This window comes from Streptomyces sp. NPDC041814 (assembly GCF_055590565.1).
This window is the reverse complement of sequence record NZ_JBVJAM010000005.1, coordinates 141,984-160,366: the sequence shown is the minus strand read 5'-3', so window position 1 is coordinate 160,366 and position 18,383 is coordinate 141,984. Positions and strand designations below refer to the sequence as shown.

General features: G+C 73.3%; 13 protein-coding genes. 7 read left to right on the top strand and 6 right to left on the bottom strand.

Annotated features, from left to right (window positions below; all coding sequences use genetic code 11):
• Positions 1 to 38: 38 nt before the first annotated feature.
• Genes ACZ6C6_RS15420 through ACZ6C6_RS15400 form a run of 5 tightly spaced genes read right to left on the bottom strand, consistent with a single transcriptional unit; the run spans position 39 to position 5,406 of the window.
• Complete coding sequence (locus tag ACZ6C6_RS15420; RefSeq protein WP_469202944.1) at positions 39 to 1,172, bottom strand: FAD-dependent monooxygenase; 1,134 nt, start codon at positions 1,170 to 1,172, stop codon at positions 39 to 41.
• Between the two features lie 54 nt (positions 1,173 to 1,226).
• Complete coding sequence (locus tag ACZ6C6_RS15415) at positions 1,227 to 1,796, bottom strand: GTP-binding protein (RefSeq protein ID WP_469202942.1); 570 nt, start codon at positions 1,794 to 1,796, stop codon at positions 1,227 to 1,229.
• Between the two features lie 6 nt (positions 1,797 to 1,802).
• Positions 1,803 to 2,225 (bottom strand): DUF742 domain-containing protein, encoded by a 423-nt coding sequence (locus tag ACZ6C6_RS15410; RefSeq protein WP_469202940.1) that lies wholly within the window; start codon positions 2,223 to 2,225, stop codon positions 1,803 to 1,805.
• Positions 2,222 to 2,659, bottom strand: coding sequence for a roadblock/LC7 domain-containing protein (locus tag ACZ6C6_RS15405; protein WP_018105797.1), 438 nt, complete (start codon positions 2,657 to 2,659; stop codon positions 2,222 to 2,224). Before ACZ6C6_RS15405 ends, ACZ6C6_RS15410 begins: the two co-directional genes overlap by 4 nt.
• Positions 2,656 to 5,406, bottom strand: a complete 2,751-nt coding sequence (locus tag ACZ6C6_RS15400; RefSeq protein ID WP_469202938.1) for a sensor histidine kinase — start codon at positions 5,404 to 5,406, stop codon at positions 2,656 to 2,658. The genes ACZ6C6_RS15405 and ACZ6C6_RS15400 overlap by 4 nt, the downstream gene beginning before the upstream one ends.
• Before the next feature lie 337 nt (positions 5,407 to 5,743).
• Here ACZ6C6_RS15400 and ACZ6C6_RS15395 point away from each other — a divergent pair, with 337 nt between their 5' ends.
• From ACZ6C6_RS15395 to ACZ6C6_RS15365, 7 genes are all read left to right on the top strand, one after another.
• On the top strand, positions 5,744 to 8,653 hold the full coding sequence (locus tag ACZ6C6_RS15395) for a Na+/H+ antiporter subunit A (protein WP_469202937.1): 2,910 nt from the start codon (positions 5,744 to 5,746) through the stop codon (positions 8,651 to 8,653).
• The gene (locus tag ACZ6C6_RS15390) at positions 8,650 to 9,276 is read left to right on the top strand and encodes a Na(+)/H(+) antiporter subunit C (RefSeq protein WP_469202935.1); all 627 of its coding nucleotides are present in this window, start codon (positions 8,650 to 8,652) and stop codon (positions 9,274 to 9,276) included. The genes ACZ6C6_RS15395 and ACZ6C6_RS15390 overlap by 4 nt, the downstream gene beginning before the upstream one ends.
• The gene (locus ACZ6C6_RS15385) at positions 9,273 to 10,928 is read left to right on the top strand and encodes a Na+/H+ antiporter subunit D (RefSeq protein WP_469202933.1); all 1,656 of its coding nucleotides are present in this window, start codon (positions 9,273 to 9,275) and stop codon (positions 10,926 to 10,928) included. The genes ACZ6C6_RS15390 and ACZ6C6_RS15385 overlap by 4 nt, the downstream gene beginning before the upstream one ends.
• Positions 10,925 to 11,569 carry a Na+/H+ antiporter subunit E gene (locus ACZ6C6_RS15380; RefSeq protein ID WP_469202931.1) on the top strand — a complete coding sequence of 215 codons (645 nt, stop codon included), beginning with the start codon at positions 10,925 to 10,927 and terminating at the stop codon, positions 11,567 to 11,569. The genes ACZ6C6_RS15385 and ACZ6C6_RS15380 overlap by 4 nt, the downstream gene beginning before the upstream one ends.
• Positions 11,566 to 11,901, top strand: coding sequence for an MrpF/PhaF family protein (locus ACZ6C6_RS15375; protein WP_469202929.1), 336 nt, complete (start codon positions 11,566 to 11,568; stop codon positions 11,899 to 11,901). The genes ACZ6C6_RS15380 and ACZ6C6_RS15375 overlap by 4 nt, the downstream gene beginning before the upstream one ends.
• Entirely contained in the window at positions 11,898 to 12,251 is a 354-nt protein-coding gene (gene mnhG / locus ACZ6C6_RS15370; RefSeq protein WP_469202927.1) for a monovalent cation/H(+) antiporter subunit G, read from the top strand. Before ACZ6C6_RS15375 ends, mnhG begins: the two co-directional genes overlap by 4 nt.
• 210 nt (positions 12,252 to 12,461) lie before the next feature.
• Positions 12,462 to 16,457 (top strand): molybdopterin-dependent oxidoreductase, encoded by a 3,996-nt coding sequence (locus ACZ6C6_RS15365; RefSeq protein ID WP_469203337.1) that lies wholly within the window; start codon positions 12,462 to 12,464, stop codon positions 16,455 to 16,457.
• Positions 16,458 to 16,460: 3 nt separating this feature from the next.
• Here the strand turns inward: ACZ6C6_RS15365 and ACZ6C6_RS15360 are convergent, their stop codons facing one another.
• Positions 16,461 to 18,371 carry an ABC transporter permease gene (locus tag ACZ6C6_RS15360; protein WP_469202925.1) on the bottom strand — a complete coding sequence of 637 codons (1,911 nt, stop codon included), beginning with the start codon at positions 18,369 to 18,371 and terminating at the stop codon, positions 16,461 to 16,463.
• Between the last annotated feature and the right edge of the window lie 12 nt (positions 18,372 to 18,383).

Genomic DNA, 18,383 nt, shown 5'->3' with positions numbered 1-18,383 from the left:
GGAAACCGGACCCGGCGGGGGCGTGCCTCCTCACCCCATCAGTACGGCTGCACCAGCACGTGCGCCGCGCCCGGGATGCCGACCTTCAGCAGCTCGTCCTCCTCCGGCGTCGTCTCGCCGCCCGTCTCCTGCTTCAGCACCGCGCGGGACATCGCCTGCACCCACATGGCGCGCGGACGGCGACGGGCCTCCCAGACGTCCAGGGCCGCGTCGACGTCCGCCTCGGCGTCCAGCGACTCGGCGAGCACCAGCGCGTCCTCCACGGCCATCGCCGCACCCTGCGCGATGTGCGGCGTGCTCGCGTGCGCCGCGTCACCGGCCAGGACCACCCGGCCCACGTGCCACGGCTCCTCGACCGTCACCTGGGAGATCCGCGAGTAGACGACCGCGTCGGGACCGGTGACCGCGGCCAGTGCCTCGGCGACCGGTCCCGAGAACATCGCCAGCCGCTCCTTCAGCTGCTCGTGCGCCGTGTCCGGGTCCGGCCGGAAGTCCTCGGCCTCCGCGAAGACCGAGCCCAGGTACATCAGCTCATCGGTGATCGGGGTCAGCAGCGCCTTCGCGGCCTGGCCCGCCGTGCCCATCACGACACCCCGCACCTGCTCCTGGCGGGGCACGGTGACGCGCCAGTTGGCGAAGCCGGTGTACTGGGGGGCGTAGCGGTCCCCGTACAGCCGGGTGCGCAGCGGCGAGCCGATGCCGTCGAAGCCGACGACGAGGTCCCAGCGGCCGGACGAGCCGTCGGACAGGGTGACGTCGACGCCGCTGCCGTCGTCGGTGAGCTCGGCGATGGTCGCGCCGAACCGGATCTTCGCACCGGCCGAGGTGGCCGCCGCGTTCAGCACGCGGGCGAGCGCGGGGCGGGGGATGCCGTTGTTGGACGGGGCGTCGCCCATGCGCGGCTGCGGTATCTCGGCCAGGGTGTTGCCGGCCGGGTCCGCGATGGTCAGGACCTCCCACTCGAAGCCCGCCGCCAGGCAGTCCTCCAGCACCCCGATCTCCCGCATCACGTGCAGGGCGTTGGACGGCTGGATGATGCCGACGCCGAGGGCGTCGAGCTCGTCGCGGAGCTCGGCCACCTCGACGGTGTGGCCCCGCCGGGCCAGGGCGGTGGCGAGCGTCAGCCCGCCGATGCCGCCGCCGTGGATCAGGACGCGCAGAGGTGTTGCCATGTCGGATCTCTCCAGAGCGAGGAAGTAGGGGAAGGTCGGGGAAGCGGGTCGGGGTCAGCCCACCGGCACGGGCAGGCTCATCAGGTGGTCCACGAGGGCCAGCAGCACATCCCGGCCGAACGGCCGCTCGCGTACGTCGCCGACCAGCAGCGGCACATGCGGGTCGAGGTCCAGGGCGGCCCTGATCTCCTCCGTGGTGCGGGTGTTGTGCCCGTAGAAGCAGTTGATCGCGACGACGAACGGGATGTCCCGGCTCTCGAAGAAGTCGATCGACGCGAAGCTGGACTCCAGGCGTCGGGTGTCGGCGATCACGACACCGCCGAGGGCCCCGTTGACCAGGTCGTTCCACATGAACCAGAAGCGCTCCTGGCCCGGAGTGCCGAACAGGTAGACGACGAGGTCCTGGCTGACCGTGATCCGGCCGAAGTCCAGGGCCACGGTCGTCGTGTCCTTCTGCCCGACGCCGGCCAGGTCGTCCACGCCGATGCTGGCCGTGGTCAGCAGCTCTTCGGTGCGCAGCGGGGCCACCTCGCTGACGGCCCCCACGAGGGTGGTCTTGCCGACGCCGAAACCGCCGGCTATCAGGATCTTGACGGCGGCGGGTGCCGCCTGACTGATGGTCATCTTGGGTCAGAGTCTCCGGAGTCCGTCGCGAACAGCGGCCAGTACGCCCATGTCGGCGCCGCCGGACGCCCGGGCCACCGAGAGCGGGGCCCGGGCGATCAGGAGGCCGGTGGCGACCAGGTCGGCCAGAAGGATCTTGGTCACCGAGACCGGCAGGTCGAGGTCCGAGGCGACCTCGGCGACCGCGGAGGGCCGCCGGCAGCGCTCCAGGATCAGCCTGTGCTCCGGCTGGAGCCGCCCCGGGCGGGGCGCCGCGCCGTGCTCGTCCCGCGGATCGTGTGCGGTCGTGAGCACGGTGATCAGGGTGAGGTCGTCCCGGTCGGGTGCCGTCCGGCCGCGGGTGATGGTGTACGGGCGCACCATCGTGCCCGCGGCGTCCTCGCCGTCGTCCTCGAATTCCCCCTGCCCGTAAGGCCAGTGGCCGGTCACGCCCGCGGCCTGTCCCCGGCGCCGAAGGCGTCGAAGTCGTCCCGCGCGGGGGTGCTGAGCTTCTGGCCGACCTGGAGTACGAGGTTGTGCATGGCGAGCGACATGATCTCGGCGTCCACCTCCTGGGAGGCGATGACGGCCAGGTGGGTGCCCTGGCCCGCCGAGATGATGAAGAGCCACAGGTCCGCCAGTTCCACGATCACCTGGTGGACGCCGCCGCCGTTGAAGAGCTGGCCCACCCCCCGGGCCAGGCTCTGCTGACCGGTGCAGATCGCGGCCAGCCGCTCGGCGTCGGGCCGCTCGATGGTGCGCGAGTGGCTCACCACCAGCCCGTCGTCCGAGAGCAGGACGGCGTTGATGGTCTCGGCCACCGAGTCGACCAGACCGTCGAGGAGCCAGTCGAGATCCTGGCGAGTGGCGGTAGTGCGTGTCATGTCCGTTCTTCTCTCGTGAGGTCGGGCTGCGTCGGCGGCCCGTCGGTGGCGCGGGCGGCGCGGGAGCGGCGCTGGAACGCCCCGATGGCCGCGCCGGCGCGGCGCGGGGCGGTCCGGGGCGGCGGGTCCTCCGCCCTGACCTGCTGCCGGGCCGCGGCGGCAGGCGAGCCCGGCCCGACCCGCAGTTCGTCGGCGAGGCTGGCCTGACGCACCCGGCGTGGCAACGGCGGCTCCCCGAAGGACGCCCCGGACTGCGTGACCGGAAGGCCCGGTCCCGGCGTGGGATCGGAAAGCGGCACGGGCTGCGCGGGCTGGGCGGGTTGGGCGGCGTGCCCGGCGTGCCCGGCGTGTCCGGCGTGCCCGGCGTGTCCCGGGTGCCCGGCGGCCGGTTCCGGCTGCGGGGGCAGGGACACCGGGAAGCCGTCCGCGTCCAGCTCGCCCGTCAGATACGTGTCCGGGTAGGTCTGCCGCGGAGCGCCGTACGCCTCCGAGGGCTCCGGGTACGCCTGGTGCGCGACCGGGTACTGCCCCTCGGCGGTCATGTACGGCTGCTCGCCGTCCGCGTACGCGCCCTGGTACGCGGCCTCCTCCTGCCGGGCGCCCCCGAACGCGTCGTCCGGCTGCCCGTACGCGTGCCCGTCCGTACCGGCGTACGGGGCGTCGGGAACGGGTGCGGGCTCGGGCTCGGGTGCGGGCGTGCCCGGCGCGTGCAGGGCGGTGACCCCGGCGAGGGCCCTGCCCCGGCCCCGGCTGGGCAGCGCGTCGGTGTCCCGGAGCGGGGCGGGGGCCTGGGCGGGCTCCTCCGGCTCCGGTGCGGGGACGGCCACCGGACCGGCGTGCGGGCCGGGGACGGTGAGCGCGTCCGGGACCAGCACGACGACGCGGGTGCCGCCGAACGCCGACTGGCGGAACTCCACCCGCAGCCCGTGCTGGTCGGCGAGGCGCGCGATCACGTACAGGCCGAGGCGGATGTCGTCGGCGTGGGCCAGCACGTCCATCCGGGGCGGCCGGCTCATCAGCTCGTTGGCCGCCGCGAGCTGGTCCTCCTCCATGCCGAGCCCGCGGTCCTCGACCTCGATGGCCAGGCCCCGGCTCACCTGGGCGGCCCTGACCTCGACGGGGCTGGGCGGCCGGGAGAAGGTGAGCGCGTTCTCGATCAGCTCCGCCAGCACATGGGAGACCGGTCCCACGGCCCGCGCCGCGAGCCACGGCGAGCCGTCCAGGTCCAGCACCACGCGCTGGTAGTCCTGCACCTCGCCCTGTGCGGAGCGCATGACGTCCAGCAGCGGTACGGGCTTGCGCCAGCGCCGGTGCGGGGAGCCGCCCGCGAGGATCACCAGGTTCTCCTCGTACCGCCTCAGGCGCGCGGTGAGGTGGTCGAGGTCGAAGAGGCCGTCCAGCACCTCGGGGTCCTCGTGCTTGCGCTCCAGCTCGTCCAGCTTCTTCAGCTGCTGGCCGATGAGCTGCTGGGTACGGCGGGCGATGCGCTGGAGCAGCCGCTCGAAGCCCCGGTGCTGGTCGGCCTGGTCGACGGCGGCGCGCAGGGCGCTGGTGCGGGCCAGGTCGAGCGCGTGGCCGAGCTGGGACAGCTCGTCCGCGGTGCCGGGGTCGCCACCGTCCCCGATCGCCCGGGCCTCGGCCTCGACGTCGATGCGCTCGCCCCTGCCGAGCCGCTCGACCACGTCGGGCAGCGCCTTCTCCAGCTCCTCGGCCCGCTCCTGGAGCCGGCTGATCCGGCGGCGCAGGTTGCGGGAGAGCCGCCAGGTGAACCAGATGACCGCGACGACGGCGGCGAGGCCGACGACCGTGGTCAGAACGACCTTGATGAGGAGGGAGATCACACTGTCCTTGCCCTCCGCGACCACCACGTCGGTGCGGGCCTCCATCAGGTCGACCAGCTGCGGCGTGAGCTCGTCCATCGCGCCGCGCCAGTCCGCCTCCTTCGCGCCCAGGGAGACGGAGCCGGACGCGTCCGCGCCGGCCGGGCGCAGCACCTGGGCCTCCACCCGGGCCTTGGTCTTCCACGCGGTACCGCCGAAGACGTCCTGCCACTTGGCCTTCTCGTCCGCCGGGAGATAGGGGAGGACCTTCGTCGTGTACTGGAACGACTGGGCGGAGACGGCCTGCCGGACCTCCTGGAGGTCCGCGGTGCTCAGCTCGCCCTTCATCCAGCCCCGCGCGAGCAGGGCGTCCGAGCGGGAGATCATCTCCTTGGCCCAGAACATGTCCACCAACGGCTGCGAGATCGTGGTGATCCGGCCGTTGTCGACATGGCTGAGAGCCGTGAAGAGCCTCAGGTCGACGGCGATCAGGTCCGTGTAGTAGCGGTACACGGCCTTCTGCTGGTCGTTGTCGCCCTCATCCACGAGCGCGCGCTGCGCCGGGAGTTGGGTGATCGCCGTACGGGCCTCGGCGACCGCGTCCCGCACCTCGCCCGGGGCGTCCTCGGTGTCGGTGTCGGACAGCGACTGGAAGCTGGTGATCGCCTTGTCGGTCAGCTTGCGCTGCTTGTGCAGGGCGTCGGTGGCTCCTCCCTTGCGGGCCAGCGCCTCCGCGCTGAGCCGCCGCTCCTCCTGGAGGTTGTAGTACACGATGTTCGACGGCTGGCCGGCCTTCTGGGCCAACTGGCCTTGGGCCGCTTGCTTCTGGAAGTCGAGCAGAGTCTGACCACTGGTGACGGCCCAGAGGGCGGCCAGGGCAACACCGGGGACGACGGCCAGTACGAGCAGGGCCGTCCGCAGCGCCATTGTGGTCGAGCTGCTCCGCCGTGACGCGCGCGTGCGCAGGGCATGCTCCTTGACGTGGTACCGACCTCACGGTCGGTCAAATCCGTTGAGAACCAGGACGGATAGATAGTAGTCACAATGCAAAAAAGAAAAGTAAGTGGGATCACATGTTCAACATGTGGCACGCACATGATCGCCATGAAGGGGCGACGCCCCCTGTGATGTGACCGGCCGCCCGGGGTGCGGCGGGTCGGACGGGTGAAGCGACGCCGGGGATATATCTGTATTTAGTGCTCTCTGTCCGTTCGGTAACCCCGCACACCCCGCCGCCCGCCGCCGCACTGCGCCGCCCCGCCGTATGACCGCGCTCATCGTCGCCCACTTCGTTCTCGCGGCCTTCGCGCGTCCGCTGGTGCGACGGCTGGGCGCGCGCGCCTTCCTCGTCCTGGCGCTGCCGCCCGCCGTCACCACCTGCTGGGCGTTCACCCGGTGGGAGACGGCCGCCTCCGGCTCCTCGGTCGACTGGTCCTGGGCCTGGATGCCCGACTACGGCGTCTCCGTGGCCCTGCGCCTCGACGCGCTCGCCGAACTCATGGTCCTGCTCGCGTCCGGCGTCGGCACCCTCGTCCTGCTGTACTGCGCCTCGTACTTCCGGGACACGACACCCCGGCTGGCCGGATTCGCCGGGAACCTCCTCGCCTTCGCCGGCGCGATGCTCGCCCTCGTCCTCAGCGACGACCTGATCTCCCTCTACGTCTTCTGGGAGCTCACCACCGTCTTCTCGTACCTGCTCATCGGATACGACAGCGAGCAGCGCCACAGCAGGCGCTCCGCCCTCCAGGCCCTGACCGTCACCACGCTCGGCGGTCTCGCCATGCTGATCGGCTTCCTGATCGTCGGTCAGGAGGCCGGGACCTACCGCGTCTCCGCGATCCTCGCCGACCCGCCCCCTGCGACCACCGCCGTCCAGGTCGCCGTCCTTCTCATCCTGTGCGGGGCCCTGTCCAAGTCGGCGGTCTGGCCGTTCAGCCTCTGGCTGCCCAACGCCATGGCCGCGCCCACCCCCGTCAGCGCCTATCTGCACGCCGCCGCGATGGTCAAGGCCGGGGTCTACCTGGTCGCCCGGCTCGCCCCCGCCTTCGCCGACGTGCCCGGCTGGCGGCCCGTCGTGATGATCCTCGGGGCCGCGACGATGCTCCTGGGCGGCTGGCGGGCCCTCAGGCTCCACGACCTCAAGATCGTCCTCGCCTACGGCACCGTCAGCCAGCTCGGCTTCCTCACCCTCCTCGCGGGCGTCGGCAACCGCGACGCCGCGCTGGCCGCCGCCGTCATGATCCTCGGCCACGCCCTCTTCAAGGCCCCGCTCTTCCTCGTCACCGGCATCGTGGACCACGCCGCCGGCACCCGTGACCTGCGCAAGCTCTCCGGCGTCGGACGCGCCCTGCCCCAGGTGTGCGCCGTCGCCGTGCTCGCCGGCCTCTCCATGGCCGCCCTGCCCCCGATGCTCGGCTTCGCCGCGAAGGAGTCGGCGTTCGAGGCGCTGCTGCACGGCGACACGGCGGACCGCTGGGCCCTCGGCATCACGGTCGCGGGCTCGGCGCTCACCGTGGCGTACACCGCCCGGTTCATCTGGGGCGGCTTCCTGCGCAAACCCGGGGTCGCCGACACCCCCGTGCACCGCGTCGGCCCGGCCTTCCTCGCCGCCCCCGCCGCGCTCGCCCTCTGCGGGCTCGTCCTCGGCCCCGGCGTCGGCTGGACCGACCGGCTGCTCAGCGCCTACGCGGACGCCTTCCCGGCCCCCGCCCACCCGTACCACCTCGCGCTCTGGCACGGCTGGGGCACCGCCCTCCTGCTCTCCGCGGTCGCCACCGCGGCCGGCGCGGTCCTCTTCGCCGCGCGCGACCGGGTCGCCCGGCTCTCCCGGCGCATCGCCTGGCCCACCGCCGACGGCGTCTTCGGCCAGCTGCTCCTCGGCCTGGAACGGCTCTCGCTCCAGGCCACCGGCTTCGTCCAGCGCGGCTCCCTTTCCGTGTACCTCGCGACGACCCTGCTGGTCATGCTCGCCGGACAGCTCTCCGTGCTCATCGCCGACCAGCCCTGGCGGGGCGCGTCCCCGCCCCGGCTCTGGGACGTCCCGCTCCAGGGCGCCGTCGCCGCCCTCACCTGCGCGGCGGCCCTCCTCTGCCTCACCGTCAGGCGCCGTATGAAGGCCGTGGTCCTGGCCGGACTCACCGGTTACGGGACCGCCCTGCTGTTCGTCGTCCAGGGCGGCCCTGACCTGGCGCTCACCCAGTTCTGCGTCGAGACCGTGTCCATGATCGTGTTCGTGCTGGTCCTGCGGCGGATGCCGGTGCACTTCCAGGAGTCCGTCAGCACCTGGCGGCGGGCCGTGCGCATCCCGGTCGCCCTGGCCGCCGCCGCCACCCTCGGCGTGGTCGTCTGGGTCGCCGCCGCCGCGCGCACCGCCTCCCCGGCGGGCGCCGCCATGGTCGAGGAGACCGCGCACCACGGCCTCAAGGACGTCGTCGCCACCATCCTCGTCGACCTCCGCGCCTGGGACACCATGGGGGAGTCCGCCGTACTCGCCGCCGCCGCGATCGGCGTCACCAGCCTCATCTACCTGCACCGCCGCGCCGAGGGGGCGGCGGCGCCGGCCGAGGTACGGGGCCGCACCGCCTGGTCCGTGACCGCCGAACCGCTGACCGGGGTGCCGCAGGGCGACGAGGGGGCGCCCGAACGCGGCTGGCTGGCGGCGGGCGCCACGCTGGCGCCCGAGCACCGGTCCGTGGTCTTCGAGGTGGTGACGCGGCTGCTGTTCCACCCGATCCTGGTGCTCTCGGTATACCTGCTGTTCTGCGCCGAGAACATGCCGGGCGGCGGCTTCGTCGGCGGTCTCGTCGCCGGTCTCGCCCTGATCACCCGGTACCTCGCGGGCGGCCGCTTCGAACTCGCCGAGGCCGCCCCCCTGCAACCCGGCCTCTTCACCGGGCTCGGCCTGTTCGTCTCGACCGGCGTCGCGCTGTTCGGCCTCTACGACGGAACGGTCCTGCACGCCTGGACGTACCACGGCCACTGGCCGCTCGTCGGCGACTTCGAATTCGGCACCCCGGTCATCTTCGACTGCGGGGTCTACCTGCTGGTCCTCGGCGTCGTCCTCGACATCGTGCGGGCCCTCGGCGCCAAGATCGACCGGCAGATCGAGCGCGCCGCCGCCGAGAAGGCCGCCGCCCGCCGGGCCGGACCGGAGACCGGGGAGGCCACACCGTGACCGTCAGCGCCTCGCTCCTGGCCACCGCGACGGTCCTCTGCGCCGTCGGCGGCATCCTCATGCTGACCCGGCCCCTCACCCGCATCCTGCTGGGCGCGGTCATCGCGGGCAACGGCATCAACCTGTTCATCATGTCCGCCACCGGCCGGGCGGGCCGCGAACCACTGCTGTACGGCGTCGACCTCGGCCGCGTCACCGACCCCCTGCCCCAGGCCATCGCGCTCACCGCGATCGTCATCACCCTCGCCACCACCGCGTTCCTGCTCGCCATGGCCTACCGCGGCCACCAGCTGACCGGTACCGACGAGGTCCACGACGACCTGGAGGACCGCCGCATCGTCCTGCGCGCCGAGGTCCTGGACGAGCGCGACGAACTGCGCACGCGGTTCCGGGCCGACGGCGACCGCAGCGCCGAGGCCCGCCGCGCCTACCGCGACGAACGCCGCCGCCTGCGGGCCCGGCTGCGCGCCGACCGGGCCCTCCAGGCCCGGGGCCGCGACGCCACCGGCGACCTGTGGCACGACGTCCTGGGCGCGGACCCGGAGGACTACGCGAAGAGCGCCGAGGACCCGCCGGGGCCCGGCACCGACTCCGAATCCGACCCGCCGGGAGGCACCGGATGAACGCCCTCGTCCCGCTGCCGGTGCTGCTGCCGCTCTGCGCGACCGGCCTGAGCCTCGCCTTCGGCACCCGGCTCAAGCAGATCCAGCGCCTCATCAGCGTCGCCGTGCTCACCGCGGTACTCGGCCTCTCGGTCGCCCTGATGATCGCCGCCGACACGGACGGGCCGCTCTCCGTGCACCTCGGGGACTTCGCGCCGCCGCTCGGCATCACCCTGGTCGCCGACCGCCTCTCCGGGCTGATGCTGACGGTCTCCTCCGCCATCACCCTGTGCGTCCTCGTCTACTCCCTGGGCCAGGGCATGGCGGACCGGGACGAGGAGACGCCCGTCGCCGTCTTCCACCCCGCGTACCTGATCCTGGTCGCCGGGGTGTCGTGCACCTTCCTCGCCGGTGACCTGGTCAACCTCTACGTCGGCTTCGAGATCATGCTCGTCGCCAGCTTCGTCCTGCTGACGCTCGGCGGCACCGGTCCGCGCATCCGGGCGGGCTCCACGTACGTGATCATCTCGCTGTTCTCCTCGATGCTCTTCCTGACCGCCATCGCCATGACGTACGCGGCGACCGGCACCGCCAACTTCGCCCAGCTCGCCGAACGGCTGGGCGCGCTCCCGCTGGGCGTCCAGACCCTGATCCAGGCCATGCTGCTGACGGTCTTCGCGATCAAGGCGGCCGTCTTCCCGCTCGCCGCCTGGCTGCCCGACTCCTATCCGACCGCGCCCGCCCCCGTCACCGCCGTCTTCGCCGGACTGCTCACGAAGGTCGGTGTCTACTGCATGCTGCGCACCGAGACCCTGCTCTTCCCCGGCAACCGGCTCGGCGACCTGCTGATGGCGGCGGCCCTCGCCTCGATGATCATCGGCATCCTGGGGGCCGTCGCACAGACGGACCTCAAGCGGCTGCTCTCCTTCACCCTCATCAGCCACATCGGCTACATGGTCTTCGGCATCGGCCTGGCGACCCGGCAGGCGTACGGCGGCGCGATCGTCTACGTCGTCCACCACATCACCGTCCAGACCACGCTGTTCCTGGTCGCCGGGCTCATCGAACGCCGGACCGGCACCACCGAACTCACCCGGATCGGCGGCATCGCCAGGGCCGCCCCCGCCCTCGCCGTCCTCTTCTTCGTGCCCGCGATGAACCTCGCCGGCATCCCGCCGCTGTCCGGCTTCATCGGCAAGCTGGGCCTCATGCGCGCCGGCGTCGCCGACGGCGGGGTGTGGGCCTGGATCCTCGTCGCCGGGGCGACCGCGACCAGCCTGCTCACGCTGTACGTGATGGCCAAGGTCTGGAACCTCGCCTTCTGGCGGGCCGCGCCCCCGGGCCAGGCCGCCGCCGGCACCGTCCTGGAGTCCGACGACGACAGCGACGACGACGATGCCGACGAGGGCCCTGACCGGATGGCGGGCACCGGCGACGAGGGCGTCCGCGTCCGTCACCAGCCCGCCGGGCTCGCTGTCGCCGCCACGCTCCACGGCCACGCCGTCACCACCACCAGCGTGCTGCCCCGCCCGATGACCTGGGCGACGGCCGCCGCGGTCGGCCTCGGCCTCGCCTTCACCGTGTTCGCCGGGCCGCTCACCTCGTACACCGACCGCGCCGCCGCCGAACTCCTGGCGCGCACGCCGTACACCCAGGAGGTGCTGGGCCCGTGAAACGCCTCGTCGCCTTCTCCTTCCGGAACAAGGACCTGCCGCCGTTCAGCGCCGCGTTCGGCGCCCGGCGCCGGCGGGTGCTCGACCTGCCGCTGATCGCCTGGCTCACCGTCATCTGGGTGCTGCTCTGGTCCAGCCTGAACTGGGCGAACCTGCTGACCGGGGCCGTGGTCGCGGTGGCCGTCTGCCTGGCCTTCCCGCTGCCCAAGGTCGATCTGGGGCTGCGGCTGCACCCCTGGGGCATCCTGCGACTGGCCGGCTATCTGCTGTACGACATGTACACCTCCGGCGTGAAGGTCACCCGGCAGATCCACGGCGGCCGTTCGCGCCGGGCCGCGGTCATCGCCGTACCGCTGCGCTGCCGTTCCGACCTGATGCTCGCCGCGACCGCGGTCACCGTGTCCAACGTGCCCGACGGCTCCGTCGTGGAGGTCCGCCGCGCCACCGCCACCGTCTTCCTGCACGTCCTGGACGCGGGCGACCCCGCCGAACTCGAAGCGGCCCGGCGGTCCGTGTGGCGCCTGGAGGAGCTGACCGTACGCGCCTTCGGCACCCGCGACGAGATCGAGCGGGTGGCAGCCCCGCCCCCGCGGACATCACACACCGGCCGACCGCCGGGAGACCAGGAGGACGGCCGATGAGCGTGCCCCAGACCGTGGACCGGGTGCTGCTCGTGGCGGCCGTCGTCCTGATCCTCGTCGCCGGTGTGCTGCTGCTCGCGCGCATCTGGCGCGGCCCTTCGATGCTCGACCGGGCCATCGCGCTCGACGTCTGCGCGGCGCTCATCATCGCCGGGCTCGGCGCCAAATCCGCGTTCGCCCGCGACCCCTTCTACTTCCCGATCATGCTGGTCCTCGCCATCCTCGGCTTCACCGGCTCGGTCGGCATCGCGCGCTTCATCGCCGTACGCGACCGGCCACCGGGCCATCCGCACCACCCCGGCGACCGGCGGAACGGCGGCTCCGCGTCATGAGCGTCTGGCTCCAGATCCTGGACACGGCGGGCGCGGCACTCGTGCTGCTCGGTGCCGCGATCTGTCTGCTCGGGGTGTTCGGCATGCTGCGGCTGCCGGACGTCCTGTCCCGCAGCCACGCCGCGACCAAACCGCAGGCGCTCGGCATGCTCATCGTGCTCGCAGGCGTCGCGCTGCGGCTGCGCAGCGGCATGGACCTCGCGACGCTCGCGCTGATCGGCTTCTTCCAGATGATGACCGGCCCGGTCGCCGCCCACCTGGTCGCGCGCTCGGCGTACCGGACGGGGCAGGTCGACCACGCGGAACTGCTCTTCGACGACCTGGACGAACAGCTCACCGAGGAGACCTGAGCGGCCCGTCTTCTCACACCGGCGGCCCGGCCGGTGTGCGACGAGCGTTACCGCCCATGATCGGCCGGTGCCACACCGGCGTAACGGCACCTTCCTACCGTCGGAGCACGATCCGATTCACGGAAGGTCTCCCCGGTGCCCCCACAGAGCTCGTCGGCCGACGCCACTCAGGTCCGTACGGTCTGCTCGTACTGCGGGGTGGGCTGCGGGATGGTCCTCGACATCGCCGCCGGACCCGACGGGCGGCGTACGGTCCTCAAGGCGTCGGGCGACAAGGCCCACCCCGCCAACGCGGGGCGGCTCTGCACCAAGGGCGCGACCACCGCCGACATGCTCGCCGCCCCCGGCCGGCTGACCACCGCGCTGGTACGGCCCGAGCGCGGCGCGGAGCCCGTACCGGTGGGTGTGGACGAGGCGGTCGCGGCCACCGCGCGGCGGCTGCGGGCGGTCATGGACACGCACGGACCGGACGCCGTCGCCTTCTACGTGTCCGGGCAGATGAGCCTGGAGGCGCAGTACCTCGCGAACAAGCTGGCCAAGGGGTTCGTCCGCACCAACCGCGTCGAGTCCAACTCACGGCTCTGCATGGCCAGCGCGGGCAGCGGCTACAAGCTGTCGCTCGGCGCCGACGGGCCGCCCGGCTCCTACGACGACCTGGACCGCGCGGACGTCTTCCTCGTCATCGGCTCCAACATGGCCGACTGCCACCCGGTCCTCTTCCTGCGCCTCCTGGACCGCGTCAAGGCGGGCGCCAAGCTGATCGTCGTGGACCCCCGGCGCACCGCCACCGCCGACAAGGCCGACCTCTACCTGCGCGTCAACCCGGGCACCGACCTGGCCCTCCTCAACGGCCTCCTGCACCTGCTCCACGCGAACGGGCACACCGACCCCGCGTTCATCGCCGCGCACACCGAGGGCTGGGAGGAGATGCCGGAGTTCCTGGCCGACTACCCGCCCGCCACCGTCGCGGAGATCACCGGCATCCCGGAGGACGACCTGCGACAGGCCGCCCGGTGGATCGGGGAGGCGGGGGAGTGGACGAGCTGCTGGACGATGGGGCTCAACCAGTCCACGCACGGCACCTGGAACACCAACGCGCTGATCAACCTCCACCTCGCGACCGGGGCGATCTGCCGCCCCGGCAGCGGCCCCCTCTCGCTCACCGGCCAGCCCAACGCGATGGGCGGGCGCGAAATGGGCTACATGGGCCCGGGGCTCCCCGGGCAGCGGTCACTCCTGGACGACGAGGACCGGGCCTTCACCGAGGAGCTGTGGGGCCTGCCCCCCGGCACCCTGCGCAAGGACGAGTGCGGCCGGGGAACGGTCGAGATGTTCGAGCGGATGGCGGCCGGTGACATCAAGGCGTGCTGGATCATCTGCACCAACCCCGTCGCCTCCGTCGCCAACCGGCGCACCGTCATCGAGGCCCTGGAGGCCGCCGAACTCGTCATCACCCAGGACGTGTTCGCCGACACCGAGACCAACGCCTACGCCGACATCGTCCTGCCCGGCGCCCTGTGGAGCGAGGCGGAGGGCGTCCTCGTCAACAGCGAACGCAACCTCACCCTCGCCCGCCCGGCCGTCGAGCCGCCCGGCGAAGCCCTCGCGGACTGGCGGATCATCGCGCGCATCGCCTGCGCGATGGGTTACGAGGACGCCTTCTCCTACGAGAGCGCCGAGGAGGTCTTCGAGGAGATCAAGCGCGCCGCGAACCCCCGCACCGGCTACGACCTGCGGGGCGTGACGTACGAACGGCTGCGCGCCGCCCCCGTCCAGTGGCCCGCGCCCACCGCCGACGGGCCGGACCGCAACCCCATCCGCTATCTCGCCCCGGACGGCGGCGGACCGGTCTTCCCGACCCCGACCGGCCGCGCGCGCTTCTTCGCCCGCCCCCACATCGCGGCGGCCGAGATGCCCGACGACGACTACCCCTTCCTGCTCAACACCGGACGGGTCCAGCACCAGTGGCACACCCTCACCAGGACCGGCAAGGTGGCCAGGCTCAACCGGCTCAACCCCGGACCGTTCGTGGAGGTGCACCCGGAGGACGCCGCCCGCCTCGGGCTCGCGGAGGGCGACCAGGTCGAGGTCGAGTCACGGCGCGGGCGGGCCGTGCTGCCCGCCGTGGTCACCGACCGCGTGGCCCCGGGCTGCTGCTTCGCGCCGTTCCACTGGAACGACCTGTTCGGCGAATACCTCAGCGTCAACGCGGTGACCGGCGACGCGGTGGACCCGGTCTCCTACCAGCCGGAGTTCAAGGTGTGCGCGGTGACGCTGACGAAGGTGGCGGCGGCGCCTGCCCCTGTCCCGGCTCCGGCGCCGGTGCGGCTGCCGGTGGAGGCGCCCGCGCAGGCGCCCGCGGCCGTCTTCGGCCTGGAGACCACCCCGCCCCCCGTCCTCGCCGAGCACGAGCGCCAGTACCTCGTCGGCTTCCTCGCCGGGCTGCCCCTGGGCACCCCCGGCGTCCCCGTCCTCCCGCCCAGCGCCCCCTTCAGCGCCGAGCACGCCCGCTGGGTCAACGGCGTCCTGGCCGGCATGTACTCGCGCACCGCACCGCCCGCCGACGATCCCGCGCCCGACCCGGCCGGGGCCCCCGGCCGCGAGGTCGTCGTGCTGTGGGCCTCGCAGACCGGCAACGCCGAGGAGTTCGCCGTCGCCACCGCCGACCGGCTCACCGCCACGGGCCTGCGCACCCGGCTCCTCGGCATGGACCAGGCGGACCCGCGCGCCCTGCCGCCCGCCGCCGACCTCCTCCTGATCACCAGCACCTTCGGGGACGGCGACGCGCCCGACAACGGCTCCGGGTTCTGGGAGGCCCTGACGGCGGCGGACCTCCCGCCCCTGGACGGCAGGCGGTATGCCGTACTGGCCTTCGGCGACTCCTCGTACGACGACTTCTGCGGTCACGGGCGCAGGCTCGACCGGCGCCTGGACGAGCTGGGCGCCGTCCGCCTCGCGCCCCGCACCGACTGCGAACCCGACTACGAACCGTCCGCGCTGAGCTGGCTCGACCAGGTCCTCGCCGGGCTCACCGCCCCGCCCACCGAACCGGCCCCGGCGCCCCCGCCCGCCCCGGTCCGCACCCCGAAGCCCGCGCCCGTCACCGCCCGGCTGGCCGGGAACCGGCTGCTCGGGCTGCCCGGCTCCGGCAAGGAGGTCCGCCGCTTCACCTTCGACACCAGCGGCACCGGGACCGCCCTGGAGTACGCCGCCGGTGACGCGCTCGGCGTCCACGCCGCCAACCACCCGGACCTGGTGGCCGAGTGGCTCTCCGTCACCGGCCTCGACGCCGACGCGGAGATCGAGGTCTCCGGCCTCGGCGGCCTCCGGCTCGGCGACGCCCTCCACACCCACCTGGACATCACCCGTCTCACCCCCGCCCTGCTCGGCTTCGTCACCGAACGCACCGGCGACCGGGACCTGAAGAAGATGCTGCGGCCCGACAACAAGGGCGAGCTGGCCCGCTGGTCCTGGGGCCGCCAGGCCGTCGACGTCCTCGCCGCCTACCCGGTCAAGGCCACCCCCGAGGAGTGGGCCGCCGTCCTCAGGCCCCTGCAGCCGCGCCTGTACTCGATATCGTCCAGCCCGCTCACCGACCCGGACCGCCTCTCCCTGACGGTCTCCGTCGTCCGCTACGAGAACACCCACGGCCGCCCCCGCTCCGGGGTCTGCTCGCCGTTCCTCGCGGACGCCGCCCCCGACACCCGCGTCCCGGTCTTCGTCCGCCGTGCCCCGCACTTCCGGCCCCCGGCCCGCCCCGACGCACCGATGGTCATGGTCGGCCCCGGGACCGGTGTCGCCCCCTTCATCGGCTTCCTGGAGGAGCGCCGCGCCCGCCGCGACCCGGGCCCCAACTGGCTGTTCTTCGGGGAACAGCACCGGGCCACCGACTTCTTCTACGAGGAGGAGCTGACGTCCTTCCTCGCGGACGGCACCCTCACCCGCCTGGACACCGCCTTCTCGCGCGACCAGCGCGCCAAGGTCTACGTCCAGGACCGGATGCGCGAGCACGGCGCCAAGCTGTGGTCCTGGCTGCGCGACGGCGCCCACTTCTACGTGTGCGGCGACGCGGCCCGGATGGCCAAGGACGTCGACCGGGCGCTGCGGGACATCGCCGTCGCGCACGGCGGGCTCGACCCGGAGGCCGCCGCCCTGTACGTGAAGCAGCTCGCCGCCGACAAGCGGTACGTCCGGGACGTCTACTGAGGCTCAGAGCGCCACGAGGGTCACCTCGGTGGCCTTGACGCCGGTCCAGACCCGCGCCCCGTCCGCGAGAGACAGCTCGGCGGCGGCCTGCGGGGTGATCTCGGCGACCAGGTCCGGCGCCTGCTCGGAGCCCACCAGCACCCGGAGCCGGCTCCCGCCCGCCGTGATCTCGCGCACCGTCCCCGGCCACACGTTGCGCGGGCTCCCGCCGGGCTTCTCCCGGTGCACGGAGACGGCCTCGGGCGCGACGACCGCGAGCGCGGGCGTCCCGGCCGGCAGCGGGTCGGCCGCGACGAGGCGACCGCCGCCCGAGCACGCCAGGCCGTCGGCGGTGGCGGTGCCGGGCCAGGCGTTGCGGCCGAGCATCCGGGCGACCCAGGGGGAGCGCGGGTGCCGGGTCACCTCGGCGGGCGGGGCGTCCTGGAGCGTGCGGCCGTCCTCCAGGACGAGGACCCGGTCGGCGAGCGCGACGGCCTCCACGGGATCGTGCGTGACGATGAGGCAGACGCCGCCGAAGCCGTCGAGGTGGCGGCGCAGGGTGTGCCGGACCTGGGACCGGGTCGTCTGGTCGAGCGCGGCGAGCGGTTCGTCGAGCAGCAGCAGGCGCGGACGGGCGGCCAGCGCGCGGGCCAGCGCGACGCGCTGCGCCTGGCCGCCGGAGATCTGGGCGGGCTTCCGGGCGGCCAGCTGCCCCACCCCGAGCCGGTCCAGCCACTCCAGTGCGGTGCGGCGGGCCTCGGCGCGCGGTACCCCTTTCGCGCGCAGCCCGTAAGCGGTGTTGGCGAGGGTGCTCAGGTGCGGGAACAGCGCGCCGTCCTGCGGGACCCAGGCGACGCCCCGGCGGTGGGCGGGCAGGGCGGTGACATCGGTGCCGCCCAGCAGGAGGCGGGCGTGGGCGCGCGGGGTGAGGCCGAGCAGGGCGCGCAGCAGGGTCGTCTTGCCCGCGCCGTTGGGGCCGACGACGGCGATGGTGGTCCCGGCCCCCGCGTCGAGAGTGAGCTCGTTGAAGCCGGTGACCTCGGCGTGCAGCGGCCAGTCCTCCCGTACGGCCCCGGGGGCGTCCTCCGGAGCGACAGCGGCCCCGGGCTCCTCGTCGATGACCTCCCGCGTACGCGTACGGGCCTGCGGCGTCCCCGTCCACCGCCCCCGCAGCGCGAGCAGCACCGCCATGGCGATGACGAGCAGCAGCAGCGACACCGAGGTCGCGGCCTCCGGGCTGTCCTGGAGGAGCAGGTAGACCTGGAGGGGCAGGGTCTGCGTGGTGCCCGGGAGATTTCCCGCGAAGGTGATGGTCGCCCCGAACTCGCCGAGCGCCCGCGCCCAGGTCAGCGCCGCCCCGGCGGCCAGGCCGGGCGCCACCATCGGCAGTGTGACCGTGAAGAACACCCGTACCGGCGAAGCCCCCAGCGAGGCCGCCGTCTCCTCGTAACGGGGGCGCAGCCCGCCCAGCGCGCCCTCCAGGCTGATCACCAGGAACGGCATGGCGACGAAGGTCGCCGCGAGCACCGCGCCCGAGGTGTGGAAGGGCAGCGTGATCCCGAACCAGTCCTCCAGCCACGGCCCCAGCAGCCCCCGGCGGCCGAAGCCGAGGAGCAGGGCGACCCCGCCGACCGTGGGCGGCAGCACCATCGGCAGCAGCACCAGCGAGCGGACGAAGACCTTGCCGGGGAAGTCGATCCGGGCGAGCAGCCAGGCCAGCGGCACCCCCAGGACGAGGGAGAGGGCCAGCGCCCAGCCGGAGACGATCAGCGACAGCGTCAGCGCCTGGGTGGTGGACTCGCTGGTGAGATGCGTGCCCAGCTCGCTCCACGAGGTCCGGGCCAGGATGCCGGCCAGTGGCAGCAGCAGGAACGCGACGGCCAGGAGCGCGGGGAGGGCCAGCACGATCGGCGCGCGGCCGCGGGGTCGGTTCATCGGTGTTCCTTG